Below are 20,375 nucleotides of genomic sequence, written 5' to 3' on the forward strand. Positions count from 1 at the left end.
TCGCGCGCGGTGGCCGCCATGGCCCCGGCGACCCGGCGGTCCCGCACGCCGGCCACCGCGGCGCCCGGGCCGTCCGCCCCGCCGTCCGGCTCGCGCACCACGATCTCGTGCGGGATCAGCACGATCGCCGTGGTTCCGCCGTACGGGGAGGGGCGCAGTGTGACGGTGATGCCGTGCCGGTGGGCGAGCCGGGCGACGACGAACATGCCGAGCCGCAGGTCGTCGGCGAGCGCCACCACGTCGAACTGCGGAGCCACCGCCAACTGGGCGTTGAAGGACGCGTAGTCCTCCTCCGACAGGCCGAGCCCGCGGTCCTCGATCTCGACCGCCAGACCCTTGGCCACCAGCGCCGCCCGCACCCCGACCGGGTTGGGCGCGGGGGAGTAGGAGGTCGCGTTGTCGATCAGCTCGGCCAGCAGGTGGATCACGTCGGCCACCGCGGGCGGGGCGAGGGCCACCTCCTCGTCGGCGTGCAGCTCCACCCGCTGGTACTCGGCGACCTCGCCGACGGCGCTGCGCAGGATGTCCACCAGCGACACGGGCTCGCGCCAGGTGCGCCGGGGCTGCTCACCGCTGATGATGACGAGGTTCTCCTCGTAGCGCCGCAACTGGCTGGCCGTGGAGTCCAGCTCGTACAGGCCCTTGAGGATCTCGGGGTCCGTGTGCTCGCGCTCCAGGGCGTCCAGCTTGCCGAGCTGCATGTTGACGAGGTTCTGGCTCTGCCGCGCGATGCCCAGGATGACCTTCTGGAAGCCGCGCCGGGTGTCGGCGAGTTCGACGGCGGTGTGCACGGCGGTGCGCTGGGCGGTGTTGAACGCCTGGGCGACCTGGCCGAGTTCGTCCTGCCCGTAGTCCAGCGGCGGGGTCGCCGACTCCACGTCGACCGTCTCGCCCCGCTCCAGCCGGGCCACCACGTCGGGCAGCCGCTCCTCGGCCAGGCTCAGGGTGGCCAGCCGCAGCCCGCGCAGCCGCCGGGAGAGCGAGCGGGTGATGCGCCAGGACATGACGATGCAGAGCACCAGCGCGATCAGCCCGCCCGCGCTGAGCACGCCGGCCTTGATCAGCAGGCCCCGGGCCTCCTCGGCGCTGCGGTCGAGGAGACCGTCCGTCTGCTGCCGCACGAGCTGGCCGTACTGGGTGGAGATCGACTCGAAGGCGGCGTTCCAGCGCTGCCGCGCGTCCGGCAGGTCGATCCGCTCGCCCCCGCCCGCCGAACGGGCCTCGAGCACCTGGTCCTCGACGTCCTGCAAGGACTTCCACTCGGAGCTGGCGAGGATGCGCTCGGTCTGCGTCTTCGCGCTCCCGGTCAACGAGGGAACGATCTGGTCCTGCACCAGCCAGCGGCGGGTGTGCACCAGTTGGGCGAAGTTCGTCCACTGCTCCTGGTTCATCCGGTCGGACGGCCAGGCCAGGGTGAGCCGGGCGTCCTCCTGGGAGGTCAGCTCGGCGGCGTGCTCCAGGGCGACCAGCGGACCCGCCCGGGACGTGAGATCCCCGTCGTCGACCTGGGAGAGTTCCTGGAAGGCGTGGATCTGCTCGTCGACGATCGAGGTGTACTGGTCGAGCGCCTGCTCGGGGGTGATGTCGCTGGGGTCGTCCACCTGGTTGCGGTAGTACTCCAGGCTGCCCACCGAACCGAGCACCGAGTACAGCCGGTCCGAGATCCGGTCGGGAGCGTTCTGGATCGCGTCCGACTGGCCCACGAGCTGGGCGACCGCCTCGTCCGTCTTCCTGCGCTGCGCGTCCAGTTCCGCCCGGTCGCCGTCCGGCTCGGCCAGCCAGGCGGCCGACAGGCTGCGCTCCTTCTGCAGGGCGAGGGCGGCCTCGGTGCCCATGGCGCCGGTGTCCCGGCTCAGCTCCGTCTGCGCGCGCAGCCGCAGCCCCTCCGAGAACATCTGGATCGTCGTGACGCCCCACACGGCCGCGAGGGTGACGCCGGGCACCAGGGCCAGGAGGATGAGGGACAGGCGTATGGAGCCGAGGCGGCGCCGGGCGCCCTTCCGCCGGGCCTTCCGCGTCTCCCGAGTCTTCCGTGTCTTGCGTGCAGACATCGTCGTCCTAGGCGATCAGTGGGGGAGAGGGGCGGAGGCGGGCGGACGCCGTCGGCCGCGGGACCCGGTCACCGGGTGCCGCCCGCGGCGAACTTCGCGACCGAGTCGGCGTTGGTCCGGGTCACGAACGCGGGGCCGGTCAGCACGGGGGCCACCCCGCCGCCGCTGACGTTGCCGTTGGTGCGGTACAGCCACAGCGCGTCCACCGCGAGGTAGCCCTGCAGGTACGGCTGCTGGTCCACCGCGAACTGGACGTCCCCGCGCTTGACCGCGGCGACCAGGTCGTTGTCGAGGTCGAAGGTGGCGACGTGGGCGGAGCTGCCCGCCTCGTCGACCGACTCGACGGCGGTGAGGGCGAACGCCGCGCCGTTCATGACGACTTCGTCGATGTCGGGGTCCTGCCGCAGCCGCGCCGTGACGGCGGCGCCGACCGCCTTCATGTCGGTGCCCTCGACGTAGAGCATCTCGGTCTCGCCCCGGAAGGTCTTCTTCACACCGGCGCAGCGGGCCTCCAGGGCGACGTTGCCGCGCTCGTGGATGACGCACATGGCGTGCTTGGCCTTGAGGTCGTTCAGCTTGTCGCCGACGGCCCGGCCCGCGACGCTCTCGTCCTGCCCGAAGTACTCCAGGAGCCCGGTGGCACGCCAGGCGTCGATACCGGAGTTGAGGCCGACCACGGGAATCCCGGCGGCCTTGGCCTCGGCGACCGCCGCCTTCATCGCCTGCGGCTTGGCCAGGGTCACGGCGATGCCGTCGGCCTTGTCGCGGACGGCGTCCCGCACCAGGTCGGCCTGGTCGGCGGTGTCGGCGTCCCCGGCGTAGGTCAGGTCGACGCCGTCCTTGGCGGCCGCCGCCTCGGCGCCCTTGCGCACCCGGTCCCAGAAGGCGTCGCCCTCACCGCCGTGGGTGACCATGACGAGCTTCATCCGGTCGCCGCCGGACCCGCCCGCGGCGTCCGCCGCCGAGCCGTCCTCGTCCCCGCCGAGGGCGGAGCAGCCGGCCACCAGCAGACAGACGGCCGCGGCGAGGGCCGCGGTGCGCAGGGGTCCGGGGGAGTGGATGGGCGGGGGAACTGTACTCATGGGGGCGGGGGCACCTCGCTGTGCGGCCGAGCAGGAGGAACGGAGCGAGCGGGCCCGGAGCCGCGGGTCAGTGCGCCAACCGGGTGAAACTCGCCTGGCCGGAGCAAACCGTGTGTGACCGCTGGTAGTCAAGTGACCAGCGAACTGCTGCGAGTTGTCGGTGCCGCATCGTGATGAACGGGACGGCGAAAGCGGGCCGAAGCGGAATGCCGGGCGGTATGCCCGACGGCGTGCGCGGCGGTGTGCGCGACGGGCACGCGCCGTGCAGGGGTCCACCGGGGTTGATCTGATGGACAGTTAGTCCGTGAGTTATCGTGTACGGGGGGTAAAGACAGGCGACACGGTCTGTTGAGTTCCAGCCCGGGAGAGTCCAGCCGATGGCGAGGCAGCTACGCGCCGAGCAGACCCGCGCGACGATCGTCGGTGCGGCGGCCGACCTGTTCGACCGGCACGGCTACGAGTCGACCAGCCTGAGCGAGATCGTCGCCCACGCCGGGGTCACCAAGGGCGCTCTGTACTTCCACTTCGCGGCGAAGGAAGACCTCGCGCACGCCATCATGGAGATACAGTCCCGCACCTCCCGCCGGCTGGCGAGCGACCTGGACGGGCGGGGCTACTCCTCGCTGGAGGCGCTGATGCGCCTCACGTTCGGCATGGCCCGGCTCTGCGAGGAGGGGCCGGTGCTGCGGGCCGGGCTGCGGCTCGCCACCGCCGGGGTACCGGTACGGCCGCCGTTGCCGCACCCCTTCACCGAGTGGCGGGAGATCGCCACGTCCCGGCTGCTGAACGCCGTACGTCAGTCCGACGTGCACCCGGACATCGACGTCGACTCCGTCGCCCACACCCTCGTCTGCTCCATCGTCGGCACCCGCGTCGTCAGCGGCACCCTCGAACCGGCCGGGCGCCAGCCCCGTCGCCTCGCCGAGATGTGGTACATCCTGATCCGCGGCATGGTCCCGGTGACCCGGCGCGCCCGCTACCTCACCCTCGCGGCCCGCCTGGAACGGGAGACGGCCACGGCCTGACCGGTACGGTGACGAGCATGCCCGACACCCCGTTCGTGCCCGCCCCCGTCATCGTCGCCGACGAGCCCGGCTCCTTCCCGCACGGCGTGCTGGCCGAGCGGCACCCCGCCATCGTGCGGCAGGTGCGGGACGCCTTCCCCCTCGATCCCGAACGGCGCCACGCGCTCGACGCGCTGCTCGCCGGCTGCGCCGACGGCGTGGTCGAGCCGCTGCCCGCCGACGCCGACCCCACCGGCCGGGACCGGGACCGCTGGGCGCGGTGGGGCATGGACGCGTACGCCGGCCGCTCCTGGTACGACGTGCCCTGGCTGTGGGCCGAGAGCCACTTCTACCGCCGGCTCCTCGACGCCGTCGGCTACTTCGGCCCCGGCGCCTGGCAGGGCGTCGACCCCTTCCGGCCCGCCAAGCTCGCCGAACTCGACGCGCCGGAGACGGACGAGGAACTGGCCGCGCTGGACGGCCTCGACCGCCTGCCCGCCGACGAACGGACCCGGGCCCTGCTGCACGGCTCGCTGTGGGGCAACCGCGCCGACCTCGGCTTCCGCCTCTCCGACCGGGGCCCGGACGACCGGGGCGAGGCGGAGGCCCTCGTCGCCGACGACAGCGACACCCTCTGGTCCCTGCTCCCGGCCCCCGGGACGGGCGCCCCGGACCGGGAACCGGCCACGCTGTGCCTCGTCGCCGACAACGCCGGCCGCGAACTCGTCCCCGACCTGCTCCTCGTCTCGCACCTCCTGGCCGAGGGCCGCGTCGACCGGGCCGTCCTGCACGTCAAGCCGTACCCGTACTACGTCTCCGACGCCACGCCCACCGACGTGCTCGACGCCCTGCGGCGGCTCGTGACGGCGGGCGGTGCCGCGGCGGCCCACGGCGAGCGCCTCTGGAGCGCCCTGAGCGACGGCCGCGTCACCGTCCGCGCCCACCCCTTCTCCTGCGCCCCGCTGCCGTACGCGGACATGCCCGACGACCTGCGCGGGGACTTCGCCGCGGCCACCGTCACCGTCCTCAAGGGCGACCTCAACTACCGGCGTCTGGTGGGCGACCGGTGGTGGCCGCCGACCACCTCCTTCGCGGACGTCACCGCGTACTTCCCCGGCCCCGTCGCCGCGCTGCGCACCCTCAAGTCCGACGTCGTCACCGGCCTCGACGCGAGGACCGAGGCCGCGCTGGAGGCGAGCGGCGAGCGGCGCTGGCGGACGAGCGGAACGCACGCGCTGATCCAGGTCGGATGCTGAGGGAGTGCCGAGGGAGTGCCCAGGGAGCGCTGAGGGAGGACCGCGGGCGAAGTTCCCGTATTCCGGGCTGATTCACGCGATGGTGTGATCATGTGCGGCCCGGCGGATGCGTCCGGAGGGGCCTGGGTAGTGCCCGGCCATGACGCGACAGCCCTTCCAACTCCCGCACTTCTACCTGCCGCATCCCGCGCGGCTCAACCCGCATCTCGACGAGGCCCGCGCCCACTCGACGACGTGGGCGCGCGAGATGGGCATGCTGGAGGGCTCCGGGGTCTGGGAGCAGTCCGACCTCGACGCCCACGACTACGGCCTGCTCTGCGCCTACACCCACCCCGACTGCGACGGGCCGGCGCTCTCCCTCATCACCGACTGGTACGTGTGGGTCTTCTTCTTCGACGACCACTTCCTGGAGAAGTTCAAACGCAGCCAGGACCGCCTGGCCGGCAAGGCCCACCTGGACCGGCTCCCCTTGTTCATGCCGCTCGACGACGCCACCGAGATGCCCGAGCCGGAGAACCCGGTGGAGGCCGGCCTCGCCGACCTGTGGACCCGCACGGTGCCCGCGATGTCGGCCGGCTGGCGCCGCCGCTTCGCCGTCGCCACCGAGCACCTGCTCAACGAGTCCATGTGGGAGCTGTCCAACATCAACGAGGGGCGCGTCGCCAACCCCGTCGAGTACATCGAGATGCGCCGCAAGGTCGGCGGCGCCCCCTGGTCCGCCGGGCTAGTGGAGTACGCGACCGCCGAGGTGCCCGCCGCCGTCGCCGGGACCAGGCCGCTGCGGGTGCTCATGGAGACGTTCTCCGACGCCGTGCACCTGCGCAACGACCTCTTCTCCTACCAGCGGGAGGTCGAGGACGAGGGTGAGCTGAGCAACGGGGTGCTGGTCCTGGAGACCTTCTTCGGCTGCACCACCCAGGAGGCCGCCGAGCTGGTCAACGACGTCCTCACCTCACGGCTGCACCAGTTCGAGCACACCGCGTTCACCGAGGTGCCCGCCGTCGCCCTGGAGAACGGCCTGACCCCGCCGGAGGCCGCCGCCGTCGCGGCGTACACGAAGGGCCTCCAGGACTGGCAGTCCGGCGGTCACGAATGGCACATGCGCTCCAGCCGCTACATGAACAAGGGCGAGCGTCCCCTGGCCGGCTGGCAGTCCCTGACCGGGCCCGGCACCTCCGCCGCGGACGTCGGCGCGCTGCTCGCCGCGGCGGTCGCCCAGCGGGCCCGCCCCTACACCAACGTGCCCTTCCAGAAGGTCGGCCCGTCCGTCATCCCCGACATCCGCATGCCCTACCCGCTGGCGCTGAGCCCCGCCCTGGAGGGCGCCCGGCGCCACCTGTCCGAGTGGTGCGCGCGGATGGGCATCCTCAGCGAGGGGGTCTGGGACGAGGACAAGCTCGCGAGCTGCGACCTCCCCCTGTGCGCGGCCGGCCTCGACCCGGACGCCACCCAGGACCAGTTGGACCTCGCCTCCGGCTGGCTGGCCTTCGGCACCTACGGCGACGACTACTACCCGCTCGTGTACGGCCACCGCCGGGACCTCGCCGCCGCCCGGCTGACCACCGCCCGCCTGTCGGCCTGCATGCCGCTCGACGGCGAGCCCGTCCCGCCGCCCGTCAACGCCATGGAACGCTCCCTGATCGACCTGTGGGTGCGCACCACGGCCGGGATGACACCGCAGGAGCGGCGCCCGCTGAGGGCGGCCGTCGACACGATGACCGAGGCCTGGGTGTGGGAGCTGTCCAACCAGATCCAGAACCGCGTCCCCGACCCGGTGGACTACCTGGAGATGCGGCGCGCCACCTTCGGCTCCGACCTCACCCTGGGCCTGTGCCGCGCCGGACACGGCCCGGCGGTGCCGCCCGAGGTCTACCGCAGCGGTCCGGTCCGCTCCCTGGAGAACGCGGCGATCGACTACGCGTGCCTGCTCAACGACGTCTTCTCGTACCAGAAGGAGATCGAGTACGAGGGCGAGATCCACAACGCCGTCCTCGTCGTGCAGAACTTCTTCGGCGTCGACTACCCGGCCGCCCTGGGCGTCGTGCAGGACCTGATGAACCAGCGCATGCGCCAGTTCGAGCACGTCGTCGCGCACGAACTCCCCGTCGTCTACGACGACTTCCAGCTGTCCGAGGAGGCGCGGACCATCATGCACGGCTATGTCACCGACCTGCAGAACTGGATGGCGGGGATCCTCAACTGGCACCGGAACGTCCCGCGCTACAAGGCCGAGTACCTGGCGAGCCGCACCCACGGCTTCCTCCCGGACCGGATCCCGGCCGCGCCCGTGCCCGCGCCGGTCGCCGTGCCGAGGAGCAGTCCCGCCCTGACGCCCTGACCGACGTTCAGTCTCACTCTTTCGTGGCTCGTCACGCGCCGGTGCGCCGGGTAGAGCACCTGCCGGAGGCGATCCATGGAACAGACAGCGTTGCGTCCCAAGCCGATGCCCGGCCGGGACCCGGGGCCCGGCACCGAGCCCGACACCGCCCGGCGTCCGCACCCCGGGCGCCGGCGCCGCCGGCGGCTCACCACCCTGCTGCTCGGCGTGCTCGCCGCGGCGGTCCTGGTCCTGGCGGGCGTGGGACTCGGCACGGTGGGCGCCACGGTGATCGGCATGAGCAAGCTGGCCGAGATGCAGCAGCAGGCCGGGGCGGCGGGAGCGGGAGAGGGCGCCGGGTCGGCGACGGGCACCCGGGCCGCCCCGGCGCACCCGTCGGCCGATTCCCCGGCCGGTCCGTCCCCCTCACCGGTGACGCCGGCCGGCGCGACCCTCGGTGTGGAGGCCGTGGACGACGAGAAGCCCGGGGCCCGGGTCGTCGGCGTCCACGTGCCGGGGCCCGGGTACGCGGCGGGCCTGGTGCGGGGCGACGTCCTGCTGGCGTTCGGCAGGACCCGCGTCGACTCGGCCGCCGACCTCGCGCGCGCAGTGGCCCGCGCCCGCCCCGGCAAGGAGGTCACGCTCACCGTGCGCCACCGGAGCGGCGGCTACCAGCAGCTGACGGCCGTACCGGGCGTCGTCACATGACGCCCTCGGCACCTGACACCGCCGGCACGCGACCGTGCCGTCACGGGACCGTGCCGTCACGCGACCGTACGGAAGTGGCTCGTGAGCCGTCCGGCGTCGTCCAGCACGTGGAAGGCGAGACCGACCGGCGCGTCCCGGTCCGCGATCTCCGCGCCCTCCCAGGGCAGCCGCAGCGTCCACGTCACCCCGGGGCCCACCACCAGCGGCCGCCCGGCGAACACGGTGGCGGCGGGTGTGTGGGCGTGACCGGTGATCAGCCCGGCGATCCGGGGCCTTCGCTCCAGCAGCGCGGCGAGGCGCTCGGGGTGGCGCAGCCGGTAGGAGTCGGGCAGGGGGTGGTGCAGGGCCGTGGGCGGGTGGTGGAGGGCGAGCAGGGCCGGCCGGTCGCCGTCGAGTCCGTCGAGCGACGCCTCGATCCAGTCGTACGTCTCCTCGTCCAGCTCTCCCTCGTCGCTGCCCGGGATGCTGGAGTCGCACATCAGGACCGCGCCGCCGTTGAAGACGTGCAGGGCGTTGACCGGGCCGTCGGCGGCCGGCCGGCCGAGCAGGGCCTTGCGGTAGGGCGCGCGGCTGTCGTGGTTGCCCGGACAGGTGAGCACGGGGAACGGCGCGGAGCCGTCGCGCAGTCCCAGGACGCGGGCGGCCTCCTCGTACTCCGCCTCCGTGCCGTGGTCCGCGATGTCCCCGGTGACCAGGAGCGCGTCCACCCGCCCCGGCAGCCGCCACAGCCGGTCGCGCACCCGCTCGGCGCGCTCGGTCGCCCGCGGGCTCCCGTCCAGGTGCAGATCGCTGATGTGCGCGAGTACGAGCACGGTGTCGGCCTCCTCCGGACGTCCGGACCGCGGACGTCCCCGTAGCTAATGCTTGGAAGGCATCCAATCATTAGTTGCCGGGATCGCTCCATGCCAATCGGCTCGCGTCGCCCCCGCCCGGGGGGCAGGATGCTGCCCGTGGTCCCTTCACCCTCGCGCCCTGGGAGGCCCGGATGACCGGCAGCAGGCCCGCTGCTTCCTTCACCGCCGACGACTACCGGACCCGGATGGAGCGCGCCGTGCGGGCGGCAGCCGACGCCGGGCTGGCCGGGCTGCTGGTGGCCCCGGGCCCCGACCTGGTGTGGCTCACCGGTTACGCGCCCACGGCGGACACCGAACGGCTCACCCTGCTGGTCCTCGCCCCGGGACGTGATCCCGTGCTCGTCGTCCCGGCCCTGGAGGCCCCCGACGCCGCGAAGGCGGCCGGCGCGCCCGCCCTGACGCTGCGGGACTGGACCGACGGCAAGGACCCCTACGCGGCCACCGCCGCCCTCCTCGACGGATCCGGACGCCTCGGCATCAGCGACAACGCCTGGGCCATGCACCTGCTGGCGCTCCAGCGCACCCTGCCCGGCACCTCCTACGCCTCCCTCACCGAGGCGCTGCCCATGCTCCGGGCCGTCAAGGACGCGGCGGAGCTGGAACTGCTGGCGGCGGCGGGCGCGGCCGCGGACGCCGCCTTCGAGGAGATCCGGCAGGTCCGCTTCGGCGGGCGCCGGGAGTCCGAGGTCGCCGCCGACCTGGCCGAGTCGCTGCGCCGCTCCGGGCACTCCCAGGTCGACTTCACCATCGTGGCCTCGGGCCCCAACGGCGCCAACCCGCACCACGAGGTCGGCGACCGCGTCATCGAGGACGGCGACATGGTCGTCCTCGACTTCGGCGGCCTCAAGGACGGCTACGGCTCGGACACCTCCCGCACCGTCCACGTGGGCGAACCCACCGACGAGGAGCGCCGGGTGCACGACCTGGTCCGCGAGGCGCAGGAGGCCGGCTTCCGGGCGGTGCGGCCCGGCGCCGCCTGCCAGGACGTCGACCGGGCCGCCCGCGCGGTCATCGCCGACGCCGGGTACGGCGAGTACTTCATCCACCGCACCGGGCACGGCATCGGCGTCACCACGCACGAACCGCCGTACATGATCGAGGGCGAGGAGCAGCCCCTGGTGCCCGGCATGTGCTTCTCCGTCGAGCCCGGTGTCTATCTGCCCGGCCGGTTCGGGGTACGCATCGAGGACATCGTCACCGTCACCGCGGACGGCGGCCGGCGGCTCAACGACACCACGCGGGAGATGGTCGTCGTCGAGTGACCGGTGACGGACGGACCCCGAACGCCCCGGCAGACCCGGAGGACGACGGCGCGACATGACCCAGGCACCGACACCCACCGCGGACACCGTCCGCCGACTGGTCCGCTCCCTGCTGGGCGGCAGCACGGAACCCGACGTCCGGCCGGTCGCCGAGGGCGCCGAACCCGACACGTGGTGGGTCGGCGCCCGGCACGTCCTGCGGCTCGCCCCGGACCGGGAGACCGCGGTGCGCGGACGCCGCGAACTGCGCCTGCGCGAGCTGGTGCGGCCGTACGTCCCGGTCGCGCTGCCGACGAGCGTGGCACACGGCGAGTGGGCCCCCGGCCTCACCTACACGCTGGACGCCAAGGTGGCCGGCGGGTCGGGTGAGGACCACGACGTGTCCGCCCTCGGCGAGGCGGACCTCGCGGCGGTGCTCACCGGCCTGCGCGAGGTGCCGGTCCGGCAGGCCGAGACGCTCGGTGTGCCGCGGGTGGCCCCGCGCGTCCTGGAGACCCTGCGGCAGTCCGCCGAGCGTGCCGCCCGCGTCCTCGCCGAGGCCGACGAGTTCGACGCCGCGCGGCCCGAGCGGCTCACCCGGGAGGCGACGGCCCAGCTCGGCGTCCAGCCGGGCGCTGCGGTCCTGGTGCACCACGGGCTGACCGGCGGACACCTGGTGGTCAGCGCCGACGGGCGGGTGCGCGGCGTCCTCGGCTGGAGCGACGCGGTCCTCGGCGACCCGGCCGAGGACATCGCCGGGCTCGCCCTCTCCGTGGGCTCACCGGCCGCCGTCCGCGCCGCCACCCTCGCCGGATACGGCGCCCGGCCCTGTCTGCGCGGCCTGTGGCTGGCCCGCTGCGACGCGGTCGTGGACCTCGCGGAGGCACTCGCCGACCGGTCCGGCGCGCCGCCGCCCCTGCCCCTGCTCAGGACCCGACTGCGACGCGCCTGGGAACCGATCCTCCTGGAACGCGTGACGGAACTGCGCGACGACGACCCGGACGAGCCCGCCTGAGCGGGCGCCGGGCGGCCGCGTGGAGGGTGCGCGCGGGCTTTGCCCGGGAGCCCTCCTCAGTCCTGCGCCAGCACCACGCTCGACTCGCCCGGTACCCGCAGTATTCCGTTCGCGCCCGGGCCCTCGACCGGTTCCCAGGCGGCGAGCACGCGCGCGGGGCGGTTGCCCAGGGGGATCGCCGCCGGTTCCGCGCCCAGGTTGACGGCCACCCGGATGTCACCGCGCCGGAAGGCCAGCCAGCGCCCCGTGCCGTCGTACGCCACCCTGGTGTCGGCGAGGTCCGGATCGGTCAGGTCCGGCTGCTCGGCGCGCAGGGCGATCAGCCGCCGGTACCAGTCCAGTACGCGCGCGTGCGGCTCGCGTTCCGGCTCCGTCCAGTCGAGGCAGGAGCGCTCGCGCGTCGCCGGGTCCTGCGGGTCGGGCACGTCCTCCTCCCGCCAGCCGTGCGCGGCGAACTCCCGCCGCCTGCCGCGCCGTACGGCCTCCGCGAGCTGCGGGTCGGTGTGGTCGGTGAAGAACTGCCACGGCGTGCCGGCCGCCCACTCCTCGCCCATGAACAGCATCGGCGTGAACGGCGCGGTCAGCGTCAGGGTCGCCGCGCAGGCGGCGAGCCCGGGGGAGACCAGGGACGCCAGGCGGTCTCCCTGGGCGCGGTTGCCGACCTGGTCGTGGGTCTGGCTGTAGCCGGTCAGCCGGTGCGCGGCGACCCGGCCGCGGTCCAGCGCACGGCCGTGCGAGCGGCCCCGGAAGCTGGAGTAGGTGCCGTCGTGGAAGTACCCCCGGGTCAGCGTCTTGGCGAGCGCCGCCAGCGGATCGCGCGCGAAGTCGGCGTAGTAGCCCTGCGACTCCCCGGTCAGCGCGGCGTGCAGCGCGTGGTGGAAGTCGTCGTTCCACTGCGCGTGCACGCCGAGACCGCCCTCCGCGCGCGGGGTGATGATCCGGGGGTCGTTCAGGTCGGACTCGGCGATCAGGAAGAGCGGCCGGTCCAGATCGGCCGCGAGGTCGTCCACGGCGGCCGACAACTGCTCCAGGAAGTGGCACGCGCGCGTGTCGGCCAGGGCGTGCACCGCGTCCAGGCGCAGCCCGTCGAGCCGGTAGTCCCGCAGCCACGCCAGCGCGCTGTCCACCAGAAAGGCCCGCACCTCGTCCGAACCGGGCGCGTCCAGGTTCACGGCGATGCCCCAGGGCGTGTGGTGGGTGTCGGTGAAGTACGGGCCGAAGGCGGGCAGGTAGTTGCCGGACGGGCCCAGGTGGTTGTGCACCACGTCCAGGACCACGCCGAGGCCGAGCGCGTGCGCCCGGTCGACGAACCGTTGCAGCGACTCGGGCCCGCCGTACGGCTCGTGCACCGCCCACAGCGAGACCCCCTCGTACCCCCAGCCGTGCCGCCCGGGGAAGGGGCACAGCGGCATCAACTCGACGTGGGTGACGCCCAGTCGCACCAGGTGTTCGAGGCGTGCGGCGGCGGCGTCGAGGGTGCCCTCGGGTGTGTACGTCCCCACGTGCAGCTCGTACAGGACCCCGCCGGGCAGCGGACGCCCCGTCCACGGGGCGCGCCACGCGTACCGGCCGTGGTCGACGACCGCGCTCAGCCCGTCGGGACCGTCCGGCTGGCGGCGCGAGCGCGGGTCCGGCAGCACCGGCCCGTCGTCCACCGCGAAGCCGTAGCGCGAACCGTCCCGCGCCTCCGCCTCACCGCACCACCACCCCCGCCGCTCCGGATCGCGCTCCAGCGCGCGCGTGGCGCCGTCGCACTGCAACGTCACTCGGCCGGCCTGCGGTGCCCACACCTCGAACTGCACGGACGGTTCCCCTTCGTCTGCTCACCGTGATGCGACCCGTCCATGGTCCTCCACCTCGGATCATTCCGCTGGGGATTGACCCGGACGCGCGGCCGAGATCGTTTCCCCGCCGGACGTGGACCGGTGAGCGCCCCCGCGGACGCCGCCCGCCCAGGCGTCGCGCGGCGCCGCCGTCTCCCCGCGGTACGCCCTGGCCGACGAACCGTCTGCTGGACACCCCGGCGCCGCTGACCCACAATCAGCTGCGTGACGTCGTCCTTCGAGTTCCCCGTGTACCCCGCGCGGTTGTCCGACGCGGAGCGCGACAAGGCGCTGAACGTCCTCCGGGACGGCGTCGCCATGGGGCGCCTGTCGCACGACACGTTCATCCGCCGGATGGAGCTGGCGCTCGTCGCCCGCCGTCTGGAGGAGCTGGCCGCGCTCACCGCCGACCTGCCCACCGAGAGCCGGCTGTCGCGGCTGGTTTTCGGCACCGTCGAGGCGGTGTCCGGGTTCGGCGTACGGCTCGGCCGGGCGTGGCGGGCCGAGCGGCTGCCCAAGCTGCTGCTGCCCCATCCCGGCGCCGGTCATCCCCTGGGCATAGGGCGCGACCCCGCCAGCGGGCTGCGGCTGAGCCACGAGACGGTCTCCCGGGTGCACGCGGAACTCAGCCTCCAGGGCGGCATGTGGGTGCTGCGTGACCTGGGCTCCACCAACGGCACCACGGTCAACGGGCGGCGGGTGATCGGCGCGGCCGTCGTCCGCGAGGGCGACCAGATCGGCTTCGGCGGGATGGCTTTCCGGCTGGCGGCGAACTGACGCGACCGGCCTCCTGCCCGGGCGCGGGGCCCGGGCGGTCCGACGCGGACCGGACGGATCCATGGCCCGCGCTTCACGCGGCGTCGCGGTCGGTTCCGTGGCGCAAACCCTTTGCTTTTCGCGGTGTTGACGTACCCCACAACTCGTGCCTGACTGTGTGTACACCGCGCACACCAGGTGAACCGACGCCCCGCTTCGTGGAGGTGTGCCCTGCCGCCCCTCCTGCGCTACCCGACCGCGGACGAGCTGGAGGCCCGGGCCGCCGCACTCGTAGCCCGGCATCCCCGGCACGCCAGGCTGCGCCGCGTCGGCACCTCCCGCGCGGGCAGCCCGCTGCTGCTGCTCTCCGTCGGCCACGGCGACCGCCACGTCCTCGTCGTCGCCGGACCGCACGCGAACGAGCCCGTGGGCGGCGCCACCGCCCTGCGGCTGGCCGAGCGGGCCGTCGCCGACCCCCGGCTCACCGAGGGCGCCGACGCCACCTGGAACCTGCTGCTGTGCGTCGACCCCGACGGGCTGCGCCGCAACGAGGGCTGGCTCACCGGCCCCTACACCCTGGGCCGCTACGCCCGGAACTTCTTCCGGCCCGGCTTCCTGGAGCAGCCCGAGTGGCTGCCCGACGGCCCGGACCGCGCCACGCTGCCCGAGACCCGCACCCTGCTCGCACTCCAGGACGAACTGCGGCCCTTCCTGCAGTGCTCCCTGCACGGCGTGGACGTCGGCGGCGGCTTCGTCGAGCTGACCCACGACCTGCCGGGCCTCGCCCAGCGCATCGCCCACACCGCGGCCCGGCTCGGCATACCCCGCGAACTCGGCGCCTACGACACCCTGTACTGGCCCGATCTGGGACCCGCCGTCTACCGCATCCCGCCGCCCCGCCGCGGCGACCTCACCGCGGCCATCACCGAGGCGGCCGTCGACTCGACGTGGTGCCACCCGCGGCGCCACGGCACCGTCACCGCGGTCGTCGAGGCGCCCATGTGGGCCGTGGCGGGCGTGGCGGACGCCTCACCCCCGGCCGACCGCGACGGGGTGCTGCGCGCCGTGAGCCGTACCCTGCGTCACGACACCCGGCGCCTGCACCGGGTCCTCGCCCGGCTCAGGCCCCATCTCGCCGATGTGCCGGAGGCGGCGCACCTGCTCGCACCGATCGACGACTACCTCCTGGTCTGCCCCCGGCTCGCCGACGCGTGGGACCCGGACACCGACGACGGGACGGGCCGCTCCCTGCCGCCGATGAACACCTCCCACCTGGTCGCGCTGCGGCTGGCCGGACGGCGCCTGTCGCTGCGGACCGCGGGACTGCTGCACCAGCTGGTCACCCGCACCGGGGGCGATCCGGCGGGCGTCCTGGCCGAGCTGGACCGGCTCGTCGACGAGGGCTGCGCCGACTACCGCGACGGCTGCGCGGCGCACTGGATACCGGTGGGGCGGCAGGTGGAGTACCAGACCCGGGTGGTTCTCGCGGCGTTCGAACTGGCCGGGCGGCGGGTCGGTGCCGGCTCCCGCTCGGGTGAGCCCGGCCTGGGTTCCGAGGCCGCGGTCCCGATGCACCGCGACTGACGCGCTCACCCCCGGTGTTCCCTCCGCCCTACGCGGTCTCCGCCGTCTCCACCCGCTCCAGCAGCGCCACCGGCGTGTCCGCGAAAAGATCCTCCACGCGCGCGTGCCCTGTGAATTCCCGTCCGGGCGCCAGCGTGTCGGTCCACCTGCCGGGCGGCAGCGGCAGCGTCGTGCCGCGCCAGCCTCCCGTCTCCGCCAGCCGCAGCGACAGCCGGGTCACGGCCGTCAGGGCCCGGCCGGAGCGGACGAACGCCACGCAGTGGGCCGCCGCCGGGCCCTCGGCGGCGAGCGGCTCGTACGTTCCCGCGTCGCCGAAGGTGCCGGGCCGCCGCGCCCGCAGCGCCAGCGCCGCCCGGGTCACCGCCGCCTTCTCCCCGGCGCCTCCGGCCCAGCCCTCGTCCCCGGCGGCGGGGAAGTCCACCGCGCGGCGGTTGTCCGGGTCCACCAGTGCCAGGTACTCGTGCTCGGTGCCCTGGTAGAGGTCCGGTACGCCCGGCATCGTCAGATGCACCAGGGCCGTGCCGAGGACGTTGGCCCGGACGTGCGGCGCGAGCGCGTCGCGGAGGGCGGCCACCCGTCCGCCCGGCGCGCCGCACGGCCCCGCCGCCACGAACCGCGCCACCGCTTCCTCGTACGCGGGCTCCTGCTCCGTCCAGCTGGTGTGCGTCCCCGCCTCGCGCACGTGCTTGAGCAGCGCCTCCCGCACGCGCTCCCCGTCCGCCGGGCCCAGACCGAACACCGTCTGCCAGGCCGCCCACGCCAGCTGCCCGTCCGGCGTGCCCTCGCCCGTGCCGGTGAGGTCCGCGACCTCCGTCAGCACGTCCGCCCACCGCGCGGGGCATTGGGTGAGCACCGCCAGCGCGGCGCGCACGTCGGCGCTGCGCTTGGTGTCGTGGGTCGAGACGACCGTGCCCGTGGCGGGCCAGTCGCGCTGCACGCGCGCGCAGTAGGCGTGGAACTCCGCCGGCGACACGGCCGGACGGCCGGGGTCGCCGCCCACCTCGGTCGCCGACAGCAGCGGCACGTAGCGGTAGAACGCCGTGTCCTCGACGGACTTGGCGCGCAGCGCCGACGCGGTCTGCGCGAACCGCGTCCGGAACTCCACGTGCTCGGGCCCGTCCCCGTACCGCCCCAGCACCAGGTCCCGGACGACGTCCACCGCGCCGGCCTCCTCGGGCACCGCGAAGGCGAGCCGGGCCTCGGCCGCAGCCTCCTCGGTGACGACCGTCGCCGCGTCCACCGAGGTGTACGGCCGGTACACCTCCAGCCGCACCAGCAGCTCCCGCAGCGCCGTCCGCAGCGCCCAGGGCGCCCGGTCGCGCAGCGCCGGGTCGGGCGCGGCCGCGCACAGGCGGTGCGCCACCCGGGTCAGCCGGTCCAGCTCGGTGGCCAGCTCGTGCGTGAGCACCCGGTACGCCGCGCGCCGCACCGTCGCCGCCCAGTCCCCGCCCAGGTCCGCCCGCGGGGCCGCGAACCGGCGGTACCGGTCGAGCAGTTGCCGGTACCCGGCGGGGTCCGTGAACAGCCCGTCGACGTGCCGCAGGGCGTCGTAGCCGGTCGTGCCGGCGACGGGCCAGGCGGCGGGCAGCCGCTCCCCGTCCGCGAGGATCTTCTCCACCACCGTCCACCGGCCGCCGCTCGCCCGGTGCAGCCGTTCCAGGTACGCGTCGGGGTCGGCGAGGCCGTCGGGATGGTCGACGCGCAGTCCGTCGACCACGCCCTCGTGCAGCAGCCGCAGGATCGTGCCGTGGGTGGCCTCGAACACCTCCGGGTCCTCCACCCGCACGCCGATCAGCTCCGAGATGCTGAAGAAGCGCCGGTAGTTCAGCTCGGTGCGGGCCAGCCGCCACCACACCGGGCGGTACCACTGCGCGTCCAGGAGCCGCGGCAGCGGCAGGTCCGCGGTGCCGTCCCGCAGCGGCAAGGCGTGCTCGTGGTAGCGCAGCACGTCGCCGTCGACCCGGAGGTCGGCCAGCACCTCGCCGAGCGGTGCGCCCAGCACCGGCAGCAGCAGCCGGCCGTCCTGCGCCTGCCAGTCGATGTCGAACCAGCGCGCGTAGGGCGACCGGGGCCCCTCGCGCAGTACCTCCCACAGGGCCCGGTTGTGGCGCGGCGACATCGCCATGTGGTTGGGCACGATGTCCACCACCAGGCCCAGACCGTGCTCCCGCGCGGTGCGCGACAGCGCCCGCAGCCCGTCCTCGCCGCCCAGTTCGGCGCGCACGCGCGCGTGGTCGACGACGTCGTAGCCGTGCGGCGAGCCCGGGACCGCCTCCAGGACGGGGGACAGGTGCAGGTGCGACACGCCGAGCGAGGCCAGGTACGGCACGGCCGCCGCCGCGGCCTTGAAGGGGAAGGACGGCTGCAGCTGGAGCCGGTAGGTGGCCGACGGAATGGAGGAGGGGGTGCTGGGGGAGGGGGAGGAGGGAGGGACGGCGGAGGCGGGAGAGGCCGGGGACGGCACCGGGTCGGGTCGCTCAGGTGTCATGGAAACCTACGTACCCGCCCCGCCGCCTTTCCTGTCACCGACCCCCTGCACGGGTGCAGGGCAGCCGCCTATACCGGCCGCTGCAACACCGTCAGGCTCCGGTCCACCAGGGTCAGCCGGTCCCCGGCCTGCACCTTCGGGCCCGTGTCCGCGGGCACGCCCGCCGCCAGGGCGGTGTCGACGACCACCTCCCACTGCCGGCCGTGGTCGACCGGCACCACGAAGTCCAGCGGCTTCGGCGCCGCGTTGAACATCAGCAGGAAGGAGTCGTCGGCGATGCGCTCCCCGCGCGGGTCCGGCTCGGAGATCGCGTTGCCGTTCAGGAACACCGTGAGCGCGGACGCCCGCGCCGAGTTCCAGTCCCGCTGGGTCATCTCCGCACCCTCCGGGGTGAACCAGGCGATGTCCGACAGCTCGTCGTGGGTGCCCTGCACCGGGCGCCCGTGGAAGAAGCGGCGCCGGCGCAGGACCGGGTGGTCCTTGCGCAGCCACACCATCGCGCGGGTGAACCGCAGCAGGTCGGGGTCGTCCTCGGGCCACGCCACCCACGCCAGCTCGTTGTCCTGGCAGTAGGCGTTGTTGTTGCCCCGCTGGGTGCGGGCGAACTCGTCCCCGTGGCTGATCATCGGGACGCCCTGGGAGAGCAGCAGGGTGGCGATGAAGTTGCGCATCTGCCGCGCCCGCAGCTCCAGCACCGCCGGGTCGTCGGTGTCGCCCTCGACACCGCAGTTCCAGGAGCGGTTGTGACTCTCGCCGTCCCGGTTGTCCTCGCCGTTGGCCTCGTTGTGCTTGTCGTTGTAGGACACCATGTCGTGCAGGGTGAAGCCGTCGTGGCAGGTCACGAAGTTGATCGAGGCCAGCGGGCGCCGCCCGTCGTCCTGGTAGAGGTCGGAGGAACCCGTCAGCCGGGACGCGAACTCCGCCAGCGTGCGCGGCTCGCCGCGCCACAGGTCCCGCACCGTGTCCCGGTACTTGCCGTTCCACTCGGTCCACAGCGGCGGGAAGTTGCCCACCTGGTAGCCGCCCTCACCGACGTCCCACGGCTCGGCGATCAGCTTCACCTGCGAGACCACCGGGTCCTGCTGCACCAGGTCGAAGAACGACGACAGCCGGTCCACCTCGTGGAACTGCCGGGCCAGGGTGGCCGCGAGGTCGAAGCGGAACCCGTCGACATGCATCTCGGTGACCCAGTAGCGCAGCGAGTCCATGATCATCTGGAGCACGTGCGGGGACCGCATGAGCAGCGAGTTCCCGGTCCCCGTGGTGTCCATGTAGTAGCGGGGATCGTCGGCCAGCCGGTAGTACGAGGGGTTGTCCAGCCCCTTGAAGGACAGCGTCGGACCCAGGTGGTTGCCCTCGGCCGTGTGGTTGTAGACCACGTCCAGGATCACCTCGATCCCGGCCTCGTGCAGCGCCTTGACCGCCGACTTGAACTCCAGCACCTGCTGGCCGCGGTCGCCCCAGGAGGCGTACGCGTTGTGCGGGGCGAAGAAGCCGACCGTGTTGTAGCCCCAGTAGTTGTTGAGGCCCATGTCCACCAGCCGGTGGTCGTTGACGAACTGGTGGACCGGCATCAGCTCCAGCGCGGTCACCCCGAGATCCGTGAGGTGCTCGATCAGCGCCGGGTGCGCGAGGGCCGCGTAGGTGCCGCGCAGTTCCTCCGGGAGGCCCGGGTGCCGCATGGTCAGGCCCTTGACGTGGGCCTCGTAGATCACCGTGTGGTGGTACTCCGTGCGGGGGCGCCGGTCGTCGCCCCAGTCGAAGTACGGGTTGACCACGACCGACGTCATCGTGTGCGGGGCCGAGTCGAGGTCGTTGCGCCGTTCGGGTTCGCCGAAGTGGTAGCCGTACACCTCCTCGCCCCACTGGACCGCCCCGCTGATCGCACGCGCGTACGGATCGAGGAGCAGCTTGGCGCTGTTGCAGCGCAGCCCGCGCTCCGGGGCGTACGGGCCGTGCACGCGGTATCCGTACCGCTGCCCCGGCATCACCCCCGGTACGAAGGCGTGCCGCACGAAGGCATCGCTCTCCCGCAGTTCGACCGCCGTCTCCGAGCCGTCGTCGTGCAGCAGACACAGCTCTACTCGCTCGGCGGCCTCCGTGAAGACCGCGAAGTTGGTGCCGGCGCCGTCGTACGTGGCACCCAGTGGATACGCCTCTCCAGGCCAGACCTGCATGAACACGACTCTTTCAGGT

14 protein-coding genes are annotated in these 20,375 nt (G+C 73.8%); 8 read left to right on the forward strand and 6 right to left on the reverse strand.

Going from position 1 to position 20,375, the window contains the following annotated elements; genetic code table 11:
* Both BZZ08_RS23935 and BZZ08_RS23940 read right to left on the reverse strand, forming a co-directional pair.
* On the reverse strand, nucleotides 1-2,051 hold a 2,051-nt coding region (locus BZZ08_RS23935; RefSeq protein ID WP_104634318.1), incomplete at its 3' end, for a sensor histidine kinase.
* 68 nt (nucleotides 2,052-2,119) lie between these two features.
* On the reverse strand, nucleotides 2,120-3,133 hold the full coding sequence (locus BZZ08_RS23940; RefSeq protein WP_104634319.1) for a substrate-binding domain-containing protein: 1,014 nt from the start codon (nucleotides 3,131-3,133) through the stop codon (nucleotides 2,120-2,122).
* A gap of 377 nt (nucleotides 3,134-3,510) precedes the next feature.
* On the opposite strand from BZZ08_RS23940, the gene BZZ08_RS23945 reads away from it, so the two are divergent.
* The 4 genes from BZZ08_RS23945 to BZZ08_RS23960 all read left to right on the forward strand — a co-directional run bounded on the left by BZZ08_RS23945 (nucleotide 3,511) and on the right by BZZ08_RS23960 (nucleotide 8,418).
* Nucleotides 3,511-4,158, forward strand: a complete 648-nt coding sequence (locus BZZ08_RS23945; protein WP_104634320.1) for a ScbR family autoregulator-binding transcription factor — start codon at nucleotides 3,511-3,513, stop codon at nucleotides 4,156-4,158.
* A gap of 17 nt (nucleotides 4,159-4,175) precedes the next feature.
* On the forward strand, nucleotides 4,176-5,393 hold the full coding sequence (locus BZZ08_RS23950) for a damage-control phosphatase ARMT1 family protein (protein WP_104634321.1): 1,218 nt from the start codon (nucleotides 4,176-4,178) through the stop codon (nucleotides 5,391-5,393).
* A gap of 139 nt (nucleotides 5,394-5,532) precedes the next feature.
* Nucleotides 5,533-7,731, forward strand: coding sequence for a germacradienol/geosmin synthase Cyc2 (gene cyc2, locus BZZ08_RS23955; RefSeq protein ID WP_104634322.1), 2,199 nt, complete (start codon nucleotides 5,533-5,535; stop codon nucleotides 7,729-7,731).
* A gap of 75 nt (nucleotides 7,732-7,806) precedes the next feature.
* Nucleotides 7,807-8,418, forward strand: a complete 612-nt coding sequence (locus BZZ08_RS23960) for a PDZ domain-containing protein (protein ID WP_198601664.1) — start codon at nucleotides 7,807-7,809, stop codon at nucleotides 8,416-8,418.
* Between the two features lie 56 nt (nucleotides 8,419-8,474).
* On the opposite strand, the gene BZZ08_RS23965 is transcribed toward BZZ08_RS23960, so the two are convergent.
* Nucleotides 8,475-9,230 carry a phosphodiesterase gene (locus tag BZZ08_RS23965; RefSeq protein WP_104634324.1) on the reverse strand — a complete coding sequence of 252 codons (756 nt, stop codon included), beginning with the start codon at nucleotides 9,228-9,230 and terminating at the stop codon, nucleotides 8,475-8,477.
* A 173-nt stretch (nucleotides 9,231-9,403) separates the two neighbouring features.
* Between BZZ08_RS23965 and BZZ08_RS23970 the strand changes: the two genes are divergently transcribed.
* Together BZZ08_RS23970 and BZZ08_RS23975 are read left to right on the forward strand one after the other, a co-directional pair.
* A complete protein-coding gene (locus tag BZZ08_RS23970) occupies nucleotides 9,404-10,534 on the forward strand; it encodes an aminopeptidase P family protein (RefSeq protein WP_104634325.1) in 1,131 nt (376 codons plus the stop codon).
* A gap of 55 nt (nucleotides 10,535-10,589) precedes the next feature.
* Complete coding sequence (locus BZZ08_RS23975) at nucleotides 10,590-11,528, forward strand: aminoglycoside phosphotransferase family protein (RefSeq protein WP_104634326.1); 939 nt, start codon at nucleotides 10,590-10,592, stop codon at nucleotides 11,526-11,528.
* 56 nt (nucleotides 11,529-11,584) lie between these two features.
* Here BZZ08_RS23975 and treZ read toward each other — a convergent pair whose 3' ends face one another.
* The gene (gene treZ / locus BZZ08_RS23980) at nucleotides 11,585-13,330 is read right to left on the reverse strand and encodes a malto-oligosyltrehalose trehalohydrolase (RefSeq protein ID WP_104634327.1); all 1,746 of its coding nucleotides are present in this window, start codon (nucleotides 13,328-13,330) and stop codon (nucleotides 11,585-11,587) included.
* Nucleotides 13,331-13,576: 246 nt separating this feature from the next.
* On the opposite strand from treZ, the gene BZZ08_RS23985 reads away from it, so the two are divergent.
* Together BZZ08_RS23985 and BZZ08_RS23990 are read left to right on the forward strand one after the other, a co-directional pair.
* Nucleotides 13,577-14,128: a DUF1707 and FHA domain-containing protein gene (locus tag BZZ08_RS23985; RefSeq protein WP_104634328.1), complete on the forward strand. Its 552-nt coding sequence runs from the start codon at nucleotides 13,577-13,579 to the stop codon at nucleotides 14,126-14,128.
* Nucleotides 14,129-14,350: 222 nt separating this feature from the next.
* Entirely contained in the window at nucleotides 14,351-15,691 is a 1,341-nt protein-coding gene (locus BZZ08_RS23990) for a M14 family zinc carboxypeptidase (RefSeq protein WP_104634361.1), read from the forward strand.
* 28 nt (nucleotides 15,692-15,719) lie between these two features.
* On the opposite strand, the gene treY is transcribed toward BZZ08_RS23990, so the two are convergent.
* Nucleotides 15,720-18,179, reverse strand: a complete 2,460-nt coding sequence (gene treY / locus BZZ08_RS23995; protein ID WP_104634329.1) for a malto-oligosyltrehalose synthase — start codon at nucleotides 18,177-18,179, stop codon at nucleotides 15,720-15,722.
* A gap of 68 nt (nucleotides 18,180-18,247) precedes the next feature.
* Complete coding sequence (gene glgX / locus BZZ08_RS24000) at nucleotides 18,248-20,356, reverse strand: glycogen debranching protein GlgX (protein WP_104634362.1); 2,109 nt, start codon at nucleotides 20,354-20,356, stop codon at nucleotides 18,248-18,250.
* Nucleotides 20,357-20,375: the final 19 nt, after the last annotated feature.

It is taken from the genome of Streptomyces sp. MH60 (assembly GCF_002939385.1).
In the GTDB taxonomy this organism is placed as follows: Bacteria; Actinomycetota; Actinomycetes; order Streptomycetales; family Streptomycetaceae; genus Streptomyces.